General features: G+C 54.6%; 15 protein-coding genes and 1 rRNA gene. All 16 read right to left on the bottom strand.

Annotated elements, in window-relative coordinates:
• Positions 1–70 precede the first annotated feature (70 nt).
• Positions 71–613 carry a YacP-like NYN domain-containing protein gene (locus C7445_RS11785; protein ID WP_134160575.1) on the bottom strand — a complete coding sequence of 181 codons (543 nt, stop codon included), beginning with the start codon at positions 611–613 and terminating at the stop codon, positions 71–73.
• Positions 588–1,370 (bottom strand): 23S rRNA (guanosine(2251)-2'-O)-methyltransferase RlmB, encoded by a 783-nt coding sequence (gene rlmB / locus C7445_RS11780; RefSeq protein WP_243835164.1) that lies wholly within the window; start codon positions 1,368–1,370, stop codon positions 588–590. The genes C7445_RS11785 and rlmB overlap by 26 nt, the downstream gene beginning before the upstream one ends.
• A gap of 2 nt (positions 1,371–1,372) precedes the next feature.
• Positions 1,373–1,783, bottom strand: a complete 411-nt coding sequence (locus C7445_RS11775; protein WP_134160573.1) for a Mini-ribonuclease 3 — start codon at positions 1,781–1,783, stop codon at positions 1,373–1,375.
• The gene (gene cysS, locus C7445_RS11770) at positions 1,780–3,204 is read right to left on the bottom strand and encodes a cysteine--tRNA ligase (protein ID WP_134160571.1); all 1,425 of its coding nucleotides are present in this window, start codon (positions 3,202–3,204) and stop codon (positions 1,780–1,782) included. Before cysS ends, C7445_RS11775 begins: the two co-directional genes overlap by 4 nt.
• A gap of 27 nt (positions 3,205–3,231) precedes the next feature.
• Positions 3,232–4,680 (bottom strand): glutamate--tRNA ligase, encoded by a 1,449-nt coding sequence (gene gltX / locus C7445_RS11765; protein WP_134160569.1) that lies wholly within the window; start codon positions 4,678–4,680, stop codon positions 3,232–3,234.
• Entirely contained in the window at positions 4,677–5,177 is a 501-nt protein-coding gene (gene ispF, locus C7445_RS11760; RefSeq protein ID WP_134160567.1) for a 2-C-methyl-D-erythritol 2,4-cyclodiphosphate synthase, read from the bottom strand. The genes gltX and ispF overlap by 4 nt, the downstream gene beginning before the upstream one ends.
• Positions 5,155–5,886, bottom strand: a complete 732-nt coding sequence (locus C7445_RS11755) for an IspD/TarI family cytidylyltransferase (RefSeq protein ID WP_134160565.1) — start codon at positions 5,884–5,886, stop codon at positions 5,155–5,157. The genes ispF and C7445_RS11755 overlap by 23 nt, the downstream gene beginning before the upstream one ends.
• A 125-nt stretch (positions 5,887–6,011) precedes the next feature.
• Positions 6,012–7,100, bottom strand: a complete 1,089-nt coding sequence (locus C7445_RS11750) for a PIN/TRAM domain-containing protein (protein ID WP_134160563.1) — start codon at positions 7,098–7,100, stop codon at positions 6,012–6,014.
• 195 nt (positions 7,101–7,295) lie between these two features.
• Positions 7,296–8,027, bottom strand: a complete 732-nt coding sequence (gene pssA, locus C7445_RS11745; RefSeq protein ID WP_134160561.1) for a CDP-diacylglycerol--serine O-phosphatidyltransferase — start codon at positions 8,025–8,027, stop codon at positions 7,296–7,298.
• Positions 8,028–8,048: 21 nt separating this feature from the next.
• Positions 8,049–9,128: a DNA integrity scanning diadenylate cyclase DisA gene (disA, locus tag C7445_RS11740; RefSeq protein WP_134160559.1), complete on the bottom strand. Its 1,080-nt coding sequence runs from the start codon at positions 9,126–9,128 to the stop codon at positions 8,049–8,051.
• A gap of 9 nt (positions 9,129–9,137) precedes the next feature.
• Complete coding sequence (gene radA / locus C7445_RS11735) at positions 9,138–10,490, bottom strand: DNA repair protein RadA (protein WP_134160557.1); 1,353 nt, start codon at positions 10,488–10,490, stop codon at positions 9,138–9,140.
• 160 nt (positions 10,491–10,650) lie between these two features.
• Positions 10,651–13,086 carry an ATP-dependent Clp protease ATP-binding subunit gene (locus C7445_RS11730; RefSeq protein WP_134160555.1) on the bottom strand — a complete coding sequence of 812 codons (2,436 nt, stop codon included), beginning with the start codon at positions 13,084–13,086 and terminating at the stop codon, positions 10,651–10,653.
• Complete coding sequence (mcsB, locus tag C7445_RS11725; RefSeq protein ID WP_134160553.1) at positions 13,083–14,162, bottom strand: protein arginine kinase; 1,080 nt, start codon at positions 14,160–14,162, stop codon at positions 13,083–13,085. The genes C7445_RS11730 and mcsB overlap by 4 nt, the downstream gene beginning before the upstream one ends.
• 12 nt (positions 14,163–14,174) lie before the next feature.
• Positions 14,175–14,693 carry a UvrB/UvrC motif-containing protein gene (locus C7445_RS11720; RefSeq protein ID WP_134160551.1) on the bottom strand — a complete coding sequence of 173 codons (519 nt, stop codon included), beginning with the start codon at positions 14,691–14,693 and terminating at the stop codon, positions 14,175–14,177.
• 19 nt (positions 14,694–14,712) lie between these two features.
• Positions 14,713–15,180: a CtsR family transcriptional regulator gene (locus tag C7445_RS11715; RefSeq protein ID WP_134160549.1), complete on the bottom strand. Its 468-nt coding sequence runs from the start codon at positions 15,178–15,180 to the stop codon at positions 14,713–14,715.
• A gap of 251 nt (positions 15,181–15,431) precedes the next feature.
• Positions 15,432–15,548, bottom strand: a 5S ribosomal RNA gene (gene rrf, locus C7445_RS11710).
• Between the last annotated feature and the right edge of the window lie 176 nt (positions 15,549–15,724).

Raw genomic sequence — 15,724 nt, 5'->3', positions numbered from 1 at the left:
TAATCTACCAGAATCAATTGTGGCCAGGCAGAAAAATGTGCGTTCTGACGGCGATCTTCAGCCTTCGTCACTACGTTCTTCGCCATTTGTCGAGCTGTTTCGCCACGTCCGTCCGCAGCGTATCCGCAAGCGTATGGCGCATTTTGGCGTTTTCCTGCTGCGTTTGTCGATTGATATAATCTTGCATTCTATCGATCCGCCGCAGTAACTCATTGGCAGAAATGCGCAAGGCCCCTCCACCGAAAGAAACTTGCTGTTCCGCCGCGTCGGACGTCGCAACCGTAATTTCGCGATAATCGTCGCGCATGTCATAGACCAACCGTTCAATTCGCGCATCGGCCGTTTCACCGGCGTCCGTGTAGACGACACGAATGCCACCCCGTTCTTCAAGACCTCCCAGTCCCTCTCGCTGGTGAGCGTCGTACACCAAAACCACATCCTCATCGTAGATGGCCCGGTACTGGCTCAAAAGGTCTTCCATGTCCCGCCGCGCTTGTTCAAGATCGACAATATGTGCTAAGGCCCGGCCCGCTCGCCGCGCGATCACGTTATATCCGTCGACGATCAGACAGCGCTGACCTTTGCGCTTACGTGCGCTGGCGGACGACTTCATAAAGCATGACCCCCGCCGCGACCGATGCATTGAGGCTTTGCACCTGTCCAAGAATCGGGATCGAGACAAGAAAGTCACACGTTTCGCGGACCAACCGATGCATTCCTTCGCCTTCAGAACCAATGACCACAACCGTGGGTCCTGTGTAGTCCACGCTCGTCAGAGAAGTCTTCGCCTCAACATCGGCGCCTACAACCCAGTAGCCGCGTTCCTTCAAGTCGTTCAGAGCCTGAACGAGATTCGCCACGCGCGCGACGGGCAGGTATTCAAGCGCGCCTGCTGCCGCCTTGGCCACAGTCTCAGTCAGCGGGCTCGCCCGATGTTTGCCAATCACGACACCCTGACTGCCCGCAGCCTCAGCGGTACGCACGATGGCGCCAAGATTGTGAGGATCCGTGACGCCGTCAATGGCCACCACCAAAGGCGCCTGCCCCGTACTGCGGGACATCACTGTGTCGAGATCGACATACGCGTACGGAGCGACATATGCAGCAACGCCTTGGTGGTGATCCCCTGCAATGGTATCGAGGCGCGATCGTGGAACAAAGTGCACGAGCACACCCTGCTCCCGAGCTCGCGCAACAACATGTTGCAGGCCCTCCGCACCTTCAGCAATGAGCACCTTGTTCACAGGACGCCCTTCTGCCAGTGCCGTCGCCACGGGATGACGCCCTTTGATCAACGCGGTTCCTGGTTCCTCGAGTTCTGATGCGCTCCGTGCAAGTTGTTGCGGGCGCCGCCCTTTGCTTCGATTCATCGTCATCCACTCCCTCGCCGTTCGATCTCGTCCAAATGGGCCAGCGCCAACGCCGCTAATTCCTGCAACCGTGCAACTTGGCCTGTCGCGTGCAAATAGCCAATCAAAGCTTCAAAACCGGTGCTGTAGCGATAGACGATAACGTCGACATTGCGCCGCACGTGCGCCGACTTCTGGTTCCGTCCGCGACGGACAATCTCCAATTCCGCCTCGTTCAACACCGACTCCAGCATTTTCAAGGCCTCGGCTTGTGCCGCGGCGGCGACATAGCGAGTACAACGCACATGCAAATCGCGCGGTTTGCGAACGCCCGCGTTCAAACAATGATTGCGCGCATAGATCTCCCAAATTGCGTCACCGATGAACGCCAGTCCAAGTGGCGAAATATCCTCGGCTCGCCACAACTGTTTCATGACTCAAAGCTCCAGCGCGTCCCTTGCGGCGTATCTTCGAGAAGAATGCCACGGTGCTTCAGGATATCCCGAATCTCGTCGGCTCTTGCAAAATCCCGGCGTGCACGCGCAGCCTGCCGCTCCTGAATCAATGCCTCAACCTCAGCTTCGATCTGTGCCTCCCGCTGCTCCGGAATGCCAAGGACATCGAGGAGTTCCACAATCAGATTGCGATACGCCTGTAAATCGGCCATCGTCAGTCGTTCTGACTCGAGACGGGTGTTGATGAGGCGCACGCCGTCAAAAATTGCAGAAATTGCATCGGCTGTATTAAAGTCATCATCCATTGCCGCTACAAACGCCGAGCGAATCTCTGCGCAGTCCCCGCTTGCAGTTGCCCCTGGCGCCGCGCCCGTGACGGGCGCCACGTCCGCCCGTTCGGACAGTGCGGCGAGATGGTGATCCATACTGCGCAACAGGCGATCGATCCGCCCTAACCCTTGCTCCGCCTGGGTCAAGGCTTCTTCCGTATAGTTGAGCGGATGCCTGTAGTGAGCGCTGAGAAGGAAGAAACGCACACTGCGGCCGTCACGGCGAGCCAACAAATCGCGAGTCATAATGAAATTGCCTGTCGACTTGGACATCTTTTCGCCATTGATGTTCAGTGTGCCATTATGCAGCCAGTAGCGCGCGAATACCTTGTTTGAATGAGCCTCACTTTGGGCGATCTCGTTCTCATGATGTGGGAAAATAAGGTCTCTGCCGCCGGCATGAATGTCAATTTGTTCGCCGAGATACAGCAGATTCATCACTGAGCACTCGATGTGCCACCCGGGACGTCCTGAGCCCCATGGACTCTGCCAAAACTCCTCACCGGGTTTGGCCGCCTTCCACAGGGCGAAATCAGTCGGATCGTCCTTCTCGTCCTGGACGTCAATCCGAAAGCCGGCGCGCATGTCGTCAGGCGACTGGTGTGACAGTTTCCCGTACTCCGGAAACGATGAAGTGTCAAAGTAGACGCTGCCATTGCGTTCGTAGGCGTGCCCGTCGCGAATCAGATCCTCAATAAACTGAATGATCTCCGGAATGCATTCCGTCACTCGTGGGTGGACGGTTGCCGGACGGATGAAAAGCATTTCTGCATCCGCAAAGTAATCCGCAATATTCTGTTTCGCCAACTCGCGCGGACTGATGCCAAGTTCATGGGCCCGCTGAATGATGCGATCATCGACGTCCGTGAAGTTCTGGACGAAACGAACATCGTAACCCCGATACTCCAAATATCGGCGAATTGTGTCAAAAGCCACGAACATGCGGGCATTACCTAAATGAAAGTAGTTATATACGGTTGGACCGCAGGCATAGAATCTCACCTTGCCAGGTTCGATGGTCTGCAGGGGTTCCTTTTCCCCACTCATACTGTTGTAAAGAACGATACTCACTCTCGTCCACCCTTTCCCAACCGATTCCTAGCAGGCGAGCGCTGCGCTCAGCCTCTCGATGACAATCTCGCGGGACAACAGCGCGATCGTCTTCTGAAGATCCGGCCCGTGAAGTTCCCCGGTCAATGCCGCGCGCACAGGCATGAACAGCTGCCGGCCTTTGACGCCCAGTTCGGCTTGCACTCGCTTAAAGCGCTCGCGACTGGATTCGGGCGTCCAATCCCCCTCAGACGCTCGGCTATAGGCCAAGTAAGCCTCGACGACGGACCGTGCAGACGGATCGCGCAACAATGTCTGTGCCTCATCGTCCCACTCGACCTGCCGCTGAAAAAACGTCTTGCTGAGCTCAATAAAATCATGCGCACAGCGCATTCCATCCTGATATAGCGATACGACGTCCTCCAACCAAGCGCCACTCGCATGTGGAGGGAGTTCAATGCCTGCCCGCTCCAACTGGTCGCCAACCATTTGAGCGGCTTGTGCAATCGGTAAAGCCTTAAAGTACTGGTTGGCCATCCAATTGAGTTTTTCGACATCAAAAACGGCGCCCGATTTTCCAACGCGATCGAGATCGAACAACTGACAGAGTTCGTCGACCGTAAACAATTCCTGTTCGCCACCGGGTGACCAGCCGAGCAAAGCGAGGAAGTTGATTAACGCTTCAGGCAGGTAGCCTAGAGACTCATATGTCGAAATGGGCAGTACATGAGGATCCCGCTTGCTCAATTTTTTGCGCTGTTCATCCAGAACGATGGGTAAATGAGCAAAAACGGGTGGATCGAAGCCGAATGCCTCGTAGACGAGCAACTGCCTAGGCGTGTTGGACAGGTGCTCTTCCGCCCGAATGACATGTGTGATGCGCATCTCGACATCGTCGATAACTACTTGGAAGTTGTACGTCGGTATACCGTTTGATTTGACAATGACGAAGTCACCGATATCATCCGATTGGAATGAGACGTCGCCGCGAATCATGTCGTGCACCACCAGCTCGCGGCCAGGTTCGACGGTGAAACGAATGCTAAACGGCTCGCCACTTGCCATTCTAGCCTTGCGCTCTGCCTCAGATAGATGAAGGCAATGCCCACTGTAGCGCGGGACCTTTCCTTCTCGTTCCGCCAGCTCACGCTCTGCGGCAAGATCGGCGTCCGTGCAGAAACAGGGGTAGGCCTTGCCGGTGGCCAGTAGCCGATCGACATACTGCCGATAGATATCGAGCCGCTCCATACAGCGATATGGAGCATAGGGACCCCCGACATCAAACCCTTCGTCCCACTTGATTCCGAGCCAGCGGAAGCCATCAAGGAATTGTACGTCCGCCCCCGCAACATTCCGATTCGTATCCGTGTCCTCAAGACGCAGGATAAACTCGCCACCGTGATGGCGCGCAAACAAGAAGTTAAACAGTGCTGTGCGTACACTGCCAATATGTAAATGACCCGTGGGACTTGGAGCAAACCGTACCCGTACAGTCATCTTGCCACCTCCCCAGCGTGTTCATCAGCCTTGACCAACAATGCGACAGCCTGTGCTGCAATGCCTTCACCGCGCCCGACAAATCCAAGTTTCTCCGTGGTCGTCGCTTTGATAGATACCTGCCTAACGTCGACCCCGCAGACCCGTGCAATGTTTTCCCGCATGGCAGTCACGTGCGGCAACAACTTCGGCTTCTCCGCAAGCACCATGACATCGACATTACCAAGACGATAACCTTCCTTGGTGATAAGTTCGATCACGTGCGCCATCAAGTCCATACTGTCCGCTCCACGATACGTCTCATCGCTAGGGGGAAAATGGACGCCGATATCACCCAAGGCAAGGGCGCCCAACATCGCATCCATCACCGCGTGGGCGATCACATCTGCATCCGAGTGCCCAACCAAGCCAAACGGCGCCCCGATGCGCACTCCGCCAAGCACCAGCGGCCTATCTGGCCCGATGGGATGCACGTCATATCCGAATCCGATCCGCATGGTTTTCCAGACTCCCCCACAACCGATTTGCCAGCCATTCTGCATAGGCAAGATCCGCTGGCGTCGTCACCTTCCCGTTATACCCGCTCGATTCGATGGCTGCAACCGGAATCCCACGAGCCTCCATCACCGCACTGTCATCCGTAGGTGACGCAATGAACCCATCACCAAAATACGCCTGCTGAATCCAGTCCCCGCGAATCGCTTGTGGCGTCTCCGCCATAAACAGCTTGTCCCGCGAGATAGTGCGTTCGACGCGCTGCCCTTCCACCCACTTTACCGTATCTCGGCACGGTTTGCCGAGTACCGCGCCACCATGTTCTGCAGCTGCCGAAAACACACGAGCCACATCTTCAGCTTGTACAAACGGCCGCGCTCCATCGTGAACAGCCACGACAGTTTCCCGAATGTCAACGCCTGTCTCGTCCCCCCAAGCAACAAGGGCACGTATGCCTGCCGTCACAGAATCATGGCGCGTCATCCCTCCTTGCACAAAGGAAATGCGCACGTCACGGCCGCGGGCAGCCCACTCTTCACGCATTCGCTCCATGTCTGCCTCACCCGTAACCACAACGACGCGCTGCGCACCCCCCGCCAGCATGGCCTGTGCAGAGCGCAACCACATAGGCATTCCTGCGAGATCGAGAAATTGCTTCTTGAATCCCATGCGCCGGCCTTCACCGGCGGCAACAACGATTGCGAGATACATCCTTGCTTCCTACCTTCCGCCTTGGAATACCAGGTCCAAGCATGGAAAAGCCGAGGAACACCGGCTCTCGCCAAGTACCCCTCGCCTTTTCCGAACTGCATGTTGTGAATTTGCATTTGGTCCCATCAGAGAGCCTTCTCGAGCAACTTGGGCTTCGCGAAAATCATTCGGCCTGCCGACGTTTGCAGCACACTCGTCACCAATACAGTCACTCTGCCGCCGATATATTCGCGACCGCCTTCAATCACAATCATGGTGCCGTCATCTAAATACGCCACGCCTTGATTGTATTCCTTGCCGTCCTTGATCACCTGTACATGCAATTCTTCGCCAGGCAACACGACAGGCTTCAGGGCGTTTGCGAGATCATTGATGTTGAGGACGGGCACGCCCTGCAACTCGCAGACCTTATTCAAGTTAAAATCGTTGGTCATCACCTTGCCATGCATTTGCTTTGCAAGCCGAACCAGTTTGGAATCCACTTCCTGAATGTCGTCGAAATCGATCTCCACGATCTGAACCGTAGCTTTCGATTCCTTTTGAATTCGATTGAGCACATCAAGACCACGGCGTCCTCGGTTGCGCTTGAGCACGTCCGATGAATCCGCAATATGCTGCAACTCCTCCAGCACAAACGAAGCGATGATCAATGTCCCGTCGACGAAACCCGTGTCCACCAAGTCGGCAATTCGACCATCAATGATCACAGACGTATCGAGCAGCTTGGCATCGCCCGGTCGCAGTGCGCCCTTTTTCTCACGAGCTTCGCCGCGTTCTTTAAGCGACAAGCGCCCAGAAAACAGATTGAAAAGCTCTTCGCGTTTGGTAAAACCAATACGCAGTCCCAGATATGCAAAAAAGACGGCCACGAAAAACTGAACAGCAACACCAACCACTGGTATGGAGCGAATCTCGGGCGAAAACAAATAGGCCACGACGAGACCAATAACCATACCGATGGTGCCACCGAGAATATCGGCAAGCGGAGCGCTTTTCAACCGCTCCTCCAACCAGCGCAACAGCGCTGAGACATAGCCTGCCAATGAAATGGTCGCAACCAAGAGCAGCGCCCCGCCGATGGCTGCCCCGAACCAGTTGGACGTCAACAACGAATGATGTAGATGAAATACGCGAATGAATAAGTCCGGACAAAGCTGATAACCTAAAACAACTCCCAAGACGATAAAAAACAGATGGACGACCTTCTTCATCATGGCGGCGTCACCTCCTACCGTTAGTATGCACTTCCTTTATCCAAGCCTAATCAAAATTGAAGCAAAAACGATGGAAAGGATCATGAGAGCATGACGGTAGTTTTGCAAATATTGGGGTACTACTTTCAGTGTACCATTGCCCCACTAACTCGTCAAAAGCCGATTCACAATGCTGATCCTCTTCGAACATGCCCTTTATTCCTCTGATCTCGTCGCCACATCTGCCGGCGTTGAGCGCCGTCTGGCGGTCAGCAGCCTATAACGAACGGCCCGCATGACACCATACAATGCATAGAGACCGAGAATGCCGAACGCTAACCAATCGGTGCGCACGATGTGACACCGTATCAGTACAAAAATCGCCACGGCGAACAAGGGCACCAGCACAAATACGGACTTCGGATACGATACCCGCTTGAAATTCGGGTAGCGAACAGAACTCACCATTAGCAGCGACAAAATGAACATACCTGCGGGCAGAATCACCTGAGCGGGATGCAGAACCGGCTTCATCAAGGCCATGGTGGCAAGCACGCCACCTGCAGCCGTAATGGGAAGCCCAACGAAATAATGACGCGCCTTCGTCTGCGTGTTGAAGCGCGCCAGGCGCAAGGCTCCACAAATCGGAAAGACAACAGCCAGGAAATCGCCCAACAAGCCCAGTTGCCGAAGCTGTACCTGGTACATGACCACGACCGGCGCGACGCCGAATGTAATCATGTCGGATAAAGAATCAAGTTGTTTACCAAACTCACTTTCGGCATGGAGCCAACGAGCCGCTCTGCCATCCAGACCATCGAGCAACATGCCCAAGACAACGAGAAGTGCCGCTTCGTCCAATCGCCCATGTAAAGCAACCAGCGCAGCGGCAACACCAACCACGAGATTGAGCAACGTCAACGCGTTTGGAATCGCGCGAATGAACAACCGAAGACGCCTCCCATGATGTCAAATCTGCCGTTCAATCAAAACTTGTTCCTGAATGCGGCTGAGTCCGTTGCGGATCATGCGCGCACGAACCGGACCCACCCCCTCCACTTTGTCAAGTTCAGCGATACTGGCCTTCAATATGTCCGAAAGGACGCCAAAATGCTCAACAAGGTTCTCAATGACCGGCTGCGGCAGCCTACTGATTTTGTTCAGGACTCGATAGCCGCGCGACGAAACGGTTTCTTCTAGCTGATTTGCACTTGGCGGATAGCCAAGTGCGCGAGCCATTAGGTTGCCATCGAGCAATTCTTCGGCCGACATGCTATGGATTTGCGACATTATTTGATGTGGTGTGTGTGTCGATTCAGGGCTCACGAAATCTTTGAGAAGAAGGTAAGCCTGCTCGTCGAGATTGGCGACCAACTCTTCAAGCTGCATGCTGACAAGGCGTCCCTCGCTCCCGAGTTCAATGATATAGCGGCGAATTTCGGCCGTAACACGCAACACAGTTTCAAATCGCTGCAGAACCGTCGTCACCTCGTCCAGCGTGACAGCCTCTTCGAATTCCAATGCGGTGAGATCCGTCAACTCCTGCTCCAGCACCGTTTTATACTTCTCCAAGGTTTGTAAGGCCTGGTTGGCTTTGGTCAATATAACGCCAATGTCCCGTAGGACGTATTTAAAATTGCCTTGATACAACGTAATGACATTTCTCCGCTGCGAAATGCAGATGACCAAATGCCCGCTCTGCCGCGCGACGCGCTCGGCCGTACGGTGGCGCGTGCCCGTTTCTGAGGTCGGAATCGTGTGATCCGGATTCAAATTCGTATTGGCATAATGCACTCGCCGTGCGTCCTCGCTGATGATGATGGCCCCATCCATCTTCGCCAATTCGTAGAGATGAGACGGCGTCAGTTCGCACTGAATCGAGAACCCTCCGTCCATGATCGACAGGACTGTGTCCGAGGCGCCGACGACGATGAGCCCTCCCGTCTTTGCTCGAAGAATGTTCTCAATCCCCTCGCGCAACACGGTACCAGGTGCCACCATACGGAGAATTTTATTAATTGCAGCTTCCCGTTTCGCGTCTTCTTTCACAATGTCACCTCAAAAGGCCTTCTGTATTGCGTCTTGAACCGATTGGACAGGAACAACTTCGAGCCCCGCAACTGAATCTGCAATCGTCTGCGCGGCGGGTACAAAGCAACGTTCAAACCCTAGCTTCCGAGCCTCGCGAAGCCGTTCCGAAAGTCTTGTCACGGCTCTTACTTCCGCCGTCAGCCCGATCTCGCCAATATACAGGTCGCCGTGCGCCAACGGTCTGTCGCGGTGACTTGACACAAGTGCCAAAGCAATGCCGAGATCGACCGCAGGTTCATCGACGCGAACGCCGCCGGCGACATTGACATAGGCATCTGAAGCACCAACTTGAAGACCAAGCCGCCGCTCCAATACGGCAAGTAACATATTCACGCGCTGCAGATCTGCCCCTGTCGTCATGCGGCGCGGTGTTCCGAAACTGGTAGGCGCGACCAAGGCCTGCACTTCGAGCAACAAAGGGCGCCTTCCCTCCATCGCTGCGACGACGGCGGATCCAGGCGCCATCACTCGTCTCTCCGACAGGAACAGGAGCGATGGATTGGCGACTTCGCGCAGGCCGTCATCCCGCATTTCAAAGACGGCCAACTCATTGGTCGAACCAAACCGATTCTTCACAGCGCGCAATACTCTATACATATGATGGCGCTCGCCTTCAAAGTATAAAACGGCGTCGACCATGTGCTCCAACATGCGCGGCCCGGCGATGGCACCGTCTTTGGTGACGTGGCCAACGATAAACGTAGCGATATTCTGCGATTTCGCAAAACGCAGCAAAACACCCGTGCATTCGCGCACTTGCGCGACACTGCCAGGGGCCGAAGTCAGCCCTGGCCGAAAAACTGTCTGTATCGAGTCCACAATCAAAAAATCAGGATGTAATTGCCCTGCAGATTCGATGGCGAGATCAAGATCTGTCTCCGCAAGCACAAAGAGATCATCATGAACCGTCCCCAGCCGCTCGGCCCGCAGCCGAATCTGAGTGGCACTTTCCTCGCCGGATATATACAAAACGCGTCTGCCGGAACGGGCGATGGCGTGAGACACCTGAAGCAGCAACGTCGACTTACCAATGCCCGGATCGCCGCCAATCAGGACAAGCGATCCGGGCACAACACCGCCGCCAAGGACATAGTCACATTCCTGAACTCCCGTCTGAAAGCGACGCTCACCTTGGGCCGGGATCGATAAAATCGGCAACGCTTGGCTCCGGCCAGAACTTCCAGACAACCGATTCGGCGACGTCGTCGTGACTTCTTCGACAAGCGTGTTCCATTCGCCGCAAGCAGGGCACCGCCCCATCCACTTGATCTCCACATGACCGCAGGACTGGCACACGTACTGTGTTTTCGTCTTCGGCAATCCCTTCCCGCCTTCCTGGTTCCTCACCAAACATGATACAGAACTCTGGCGATTCGTCCATGGCGGATGGGGAAATGGCCCGTTGCCTCGGTCGTTTAATGCACGAAAACAGCCGCCCACATACCACGAAGGATTCGGGCGGCTGCGTTCATGCAGCCTGTTATACGCCTACAGGTTGCTGATTTACCTGTTCGATGCGCAAGTGATCGCCATCGAGGCCTAATACGACGCTGTCGCCTTTCTGAATTTGGCCGGACAACAAAGCTTCAGACAACCGGTCCTCGATATGGCGGACGATAGCCCGCTGCAACGGGCGGGCACCATATTGCGGATCAAAGCCTTCTTTGGCCAGAAACTGCTTCGCCTCGTCTGTCAACGTGAATTCGATCTCCTGCTCCTTCAAGCGACGCTGGAGATTGCGCACCATCATGTCGACGATCCGCCCAATGTGGTCTTCATCGAGCGAGTGGAAGACGATGATTTCGTCAATGCGATTGAGAAATTCAGGACGAAACGTCTTCTTCAAGTCCTGCAAAACCTTGTCTTTCATATCTACATAACGGCTGCTTTCGTCGCGCTTGAAGCCGACACTGCCACCCTTGCGCAACTCCTCGGCACCGACGTTCGATGTCATGATGATGACCGTGTTCCGGAAATCGACCGTCCTGCCCTTACCGTCCGTCAAGCGCCCGTCATCCAACACCTGCAACAAGATGTTGAATACCTCCGGATGCGCCTTTTCGATCTCGTCGAGCAATACGACCGAATACGGCTTACGGCGCACCTTTTCGGTGAGTTGACCGCCCTCTTCATAACCGACATATCCCGGAGGCGAACCCACAAGACGCGACGTCGTGTGACGCTCCATGAACTCTGACATATCAATGCGGATCAACGCATCTTCGTCGCCAAACATCGATTCCGCCAACGCCCGCGCCAACTCTGTCTTACCCACGCCGGTTGGACCGAGGAAAATGAAAGAACCGATTGGACGCTTCGGATCCTTTAAGCCAGCTCGGGCGCGCCTGATGGCACGCGATACGGCTTGCACAGCCTCATCTTGACCAATGACGCGTTCGTGCAACAGTTGTTCCATGTTCAAAAGCCGCTCCGATTCCTCTTGGGCCAACTGCTTCACCGGTATACCCGTCCACGCTGCTACCACGTGTGCGATGTCGTCTGCGGTAACCCGAACGTCATCATGTTGTTGTGTCTGTTGCCAGCGCTCCTTGAGCTGTTCGAGCTCTTGCTTGATTTTTTGCTCCTGATCGCGCAGGCTAGCCGCTTGTTCGAACTCCTGGCTCTGCACGGCGGCATCCTTTTCACTGCGAACCTTCTCCAGCTTTTGTTCGAGCTCTTTCAGGTTCGGCGGCGCAGTGTGCGTCCGCAGACGTACGCGGGAACCAGCTTCGTCAATTAGGTCGATGGCCTTGTCTGGCAAGAAGCGATCCGAAATATAACGATCCGACATCCGAACGGCAGCTTCTAAAGCTTCATCGGTAATCTTTACGCGATGGTGTGCCTCGTAGCGATCTCGCAGCCCACGCAAGATCTCCAACGCCTCTTCTGGAGAAGGCTGATCGACTGTGATCGGCTGAAAACGACGCTCGAGAGCTGCATCCTTTTCAATGTGTTTGCGATACTCATCGAGTGTTGTCGCACCGATGCACTGGAGTTCACCACGCGCTAAGGCTGGCTTTAGGATATTGGAAGCGTCGATGGCGCCCTCCGCACCGCCTGCACCGATTAGCGTGTGCAACTCGTCGATGAACAAAATGATGTTACCAGCCTGCCGAATTTCATCCATGATTTTCTTCAAGCGATCTTCAAACTCACCACGGTACTTCGTCCCTGCGACGACAGTCCCCATATCGAGCACCATGACGCGTTTATTGCGCAGCGTCTCGGGAATGTCGCCGGCTACGATGCGCTGTGCCAATCCTTCGGCGATAGCGGTCTTACCGACCCCGGGTTCGCCAATCAGAACAGGATTGTTTTTCGTGCGACGCGACAACACCTGAATGACACGTTCGATCTCGTTGGCTCGACCAATCACCGGATCGAGCTTGCCATCGCGTGCCATCTGCGTTAAATCGCGAGCGAGGCTGTCAAGTGTCGGCGTACCGACGGAACTGTCTTTGTCACCGGCGAGATCGACGGCATCGCCACCCAGGAGTTGCAGCACCTGTTGACGTGCCTTATTCAAGCTGACGTTCATATTGGCCAAAACGCGTGCCGCGACACCTTCGCCCTCCCGGATGAGTCCCAGTAAAATATGCTCGGTGCCGACATACGAATGGTTGAGTTTACGGGCCTCGTCAATGGATAGCTCAATCACCTTTTTCGCGCGCGGCGTGTACGTCATGGCGCTGACCTGGCCCTGCCCTTTACCGATGATCCGCTCCACTTCTTGCTGCACCTTGTCCGCTTGGACTCCCAACATTTGCAAAGCACGCGCGGCGATACCTTCACCTTCGCGGACAAGCCCGAGCAGAATATGCTCAGTACCGACTCCTGGGTGATTGAGTCTTGTCGCTTCTTCCTGCGCCAACGCCAACACTTTTTGCGCTCGCTCCGTAAACCTTGCGTACATTATCGATGCACCTCCGAGTCGTCCAAACGTAACCTTTCGCGAATCAGCGCAGCCCTGCGAATGTCTCGCTCAGTGGCCGCGAGCTCACGATGATAATATTTTTGTAAAAATGCAGGCTGTGTCATAACCATCAACTCTTTCAAAATTCCGGCGGACACGCCCTGGATAATGCCCAAATCAATGCCTAACCGGACGTCCGACAACCGTTCCATGGTTTCCTTCGTATCAATCCGACGAGCGTATGCCAGGATGCCAAAGGAACGACTGACTCTGTCCTCGAGCTGTATCCGATTCCTTGCTAACAAGGCCTTTCGAGCGTTGCGCTCATGTTCAATCAACTGATAAACGACGCTTTGTAAATTCGCCACAATCTCTTCCTCAGTCTCGCCGAGGGTAATTTGGTTTGATACCTGGTACAGATTCCCGTACGATTCGGAACCTTCCCCATATATTCCTCGCACCGCCAAGCCGACCTGCGAAACAGCCGTTAACATTCGGTTGATGCTGCCCGTCAGCGCCAGCCCCGGCAGGTGCATCATCACTGACGCTCGAATCCCCGTTCCGACGTTCGTGGGACACGCCGTCAAATACCCATATTGGTCGTGATAGGCGTAAGTCAGATGTTGCTCTAAAGCATCGTCAATGGCACTGGCCATCCGCCAACCGTCCAACAACCGCAGTCCGGGTAAAATACACTGAATTCGCAGGTGATCCTCCTCGTTCACCATAATGCTGACGAGTTCATCATCCCGGATCGCCATCGCCCCGTGCTTCTCTTGCTGTGCAAGGTCGGGACTAATCAGATGCTTTTCGACGAACACTTGCCGGTCTAACGGTGATAAATCGCGACAACGAACCATTTCGTACTTCCCCAGTTGTTGCATCGCCGAAGACTGTACGGCTTGTTCCATCATCTGCACAATCTCATCCGCGTGGCTGTCAGTCTGGAGTATTGGAAATGGATAACCCTGCACATTCCGAGCAACGCGGATACGACTGGTCAGCACAATATCGTCTTCGGGACCGCCTTCCCTCATCCACTTGCTGACTGCCCTCTGCAAAAAGTCGCCGAGTGACATACCACTTCCTCCTTATTCCGACGTCTGCTCCAACATGCGAATTTGATCGCGCAACTCTGCAGCCCGTTCAAACTGTTCCTGAGCGACAGCCTGCTGTAATTCACGTCGCAACGCGTCTAATTGCCGCAGTCTCTTCATCTTCTCCCCAGATTTCACGGGCACCTTACCCGTATGGCGATTTCCGGTTTGAATTCGCCGTAAAAGGGGCTCCAGTCTGGCTGCAAAACTGTCGTAACAGTCCGGACAACCGAACCTCCCGACTTGCGTGAACTGATTATAAGTCATTCCACACGTCCCGCAGCGTGGTTGAACCTGTGCCTGCACCGGTGCAAACCCGGGTGATGAATCCATGTTGAGAAGCCCACTAAGTAATTTGTTAAAATCAAACGCATTGCCCGCGAGGAATGGATTCATGACTTCACCTTGCTCTTTCGCACACACCTCGCACAGGTGGTAACCCGTCTTTTCACCATTGATGATCTTTGTCACGTGTACCGTCGCCGGTCGCTCGTGGCAGCGTTCACACAACACAACCGAACACCTCGTTTCCTCAATCCCGATGAGCAGCAATCACCTGTAACGCACCATACAAGAGCTTGGCCCGTAACTGATCCCGCAATGGAAGGTCAACCGCAAGCACCTCACGACGCAACATATTCTGCAGCATCTGCGCTTCCCTACGCGTGATCCAGTTCTCACGGTACAGGCGCTCAAGTAGAGCCTCACTCGTCGCCTGATTAATCTGGTCACCAAGTGAACGCAGTACCTCCAGCACCAAGTGCTCCCTATCCAACTTCACCCGTCGAATGCGAATGTAACCTCCACCACCGCGTTTGGACTCCACGATATATCCGTGATCGATGGTGAACCGAGTGCTGATGACATAGTTAATTTGAGACGGAACACAGTGAAACTGCTCCGCCAGTTCACTGCGTTGGATCTCGACCATATCGAGGCCACTTTCCTCTAAAATACGTTTCAGATACTGTTCGATGATATCCGAGATGTTATTTGGCATTGGCCGCAACTCCCATCTGTCTGGCAGCACCGCCCTTTAACGTATTTCTGACTTTGACTTTTCTTGACCATATTATACAGAAGCGAAGGACAAATGCAACGTTCATTCGCGTAGTCTAAACAATTTGCGATTTGGACATGTGGCCCTTCGCCCACGCCTGTCGTGCGACGCTTCGGTTTGCATGGAATTTGGGCGGTTTGCGCATGGAACAAAACAGAGCCAGGCCTTCTGGCCTGACTCTGTTCTCTCTTGCCTGGCAACGACCTACCTTCCCAGTCCCTCTCGAGACAAGTATTCTCGGCGCTGGAGGTCTTCACGTCCGTGTTCGGGATGGGTACGGGTGTTTCCCCTCCGCTATGGTCACCAGACCTATATTTTGTTTCGCCTCGCTTCGTTTGTTCCTCGCTCACACGGCTTCGGCCTTCGGCCTGCAGATGTGTTCACTCGGTCCAAACTCCGCTTCCATTCCTTATGTACCTTGTGACTGCTATGAAATGACCTTGCCTGCGGGTGAAGCCCTCGACCGATTCGTATCTGTCCGCTC

It is taken from the genome of Alicyclobacillus sacchari (genome assembly GCF_004366795.1).
GTDB lineage: Bacteria > Bacillota > Bacilli > Alicyclobacillales > Alicyclobacillaceae > Alicyclobacillus > Alicyclobacillus sacchari.
Note: the sequence above shows the minus strand (reverse complement) of the source record. Positions and strands in the feature narration are given on the sequence as shown.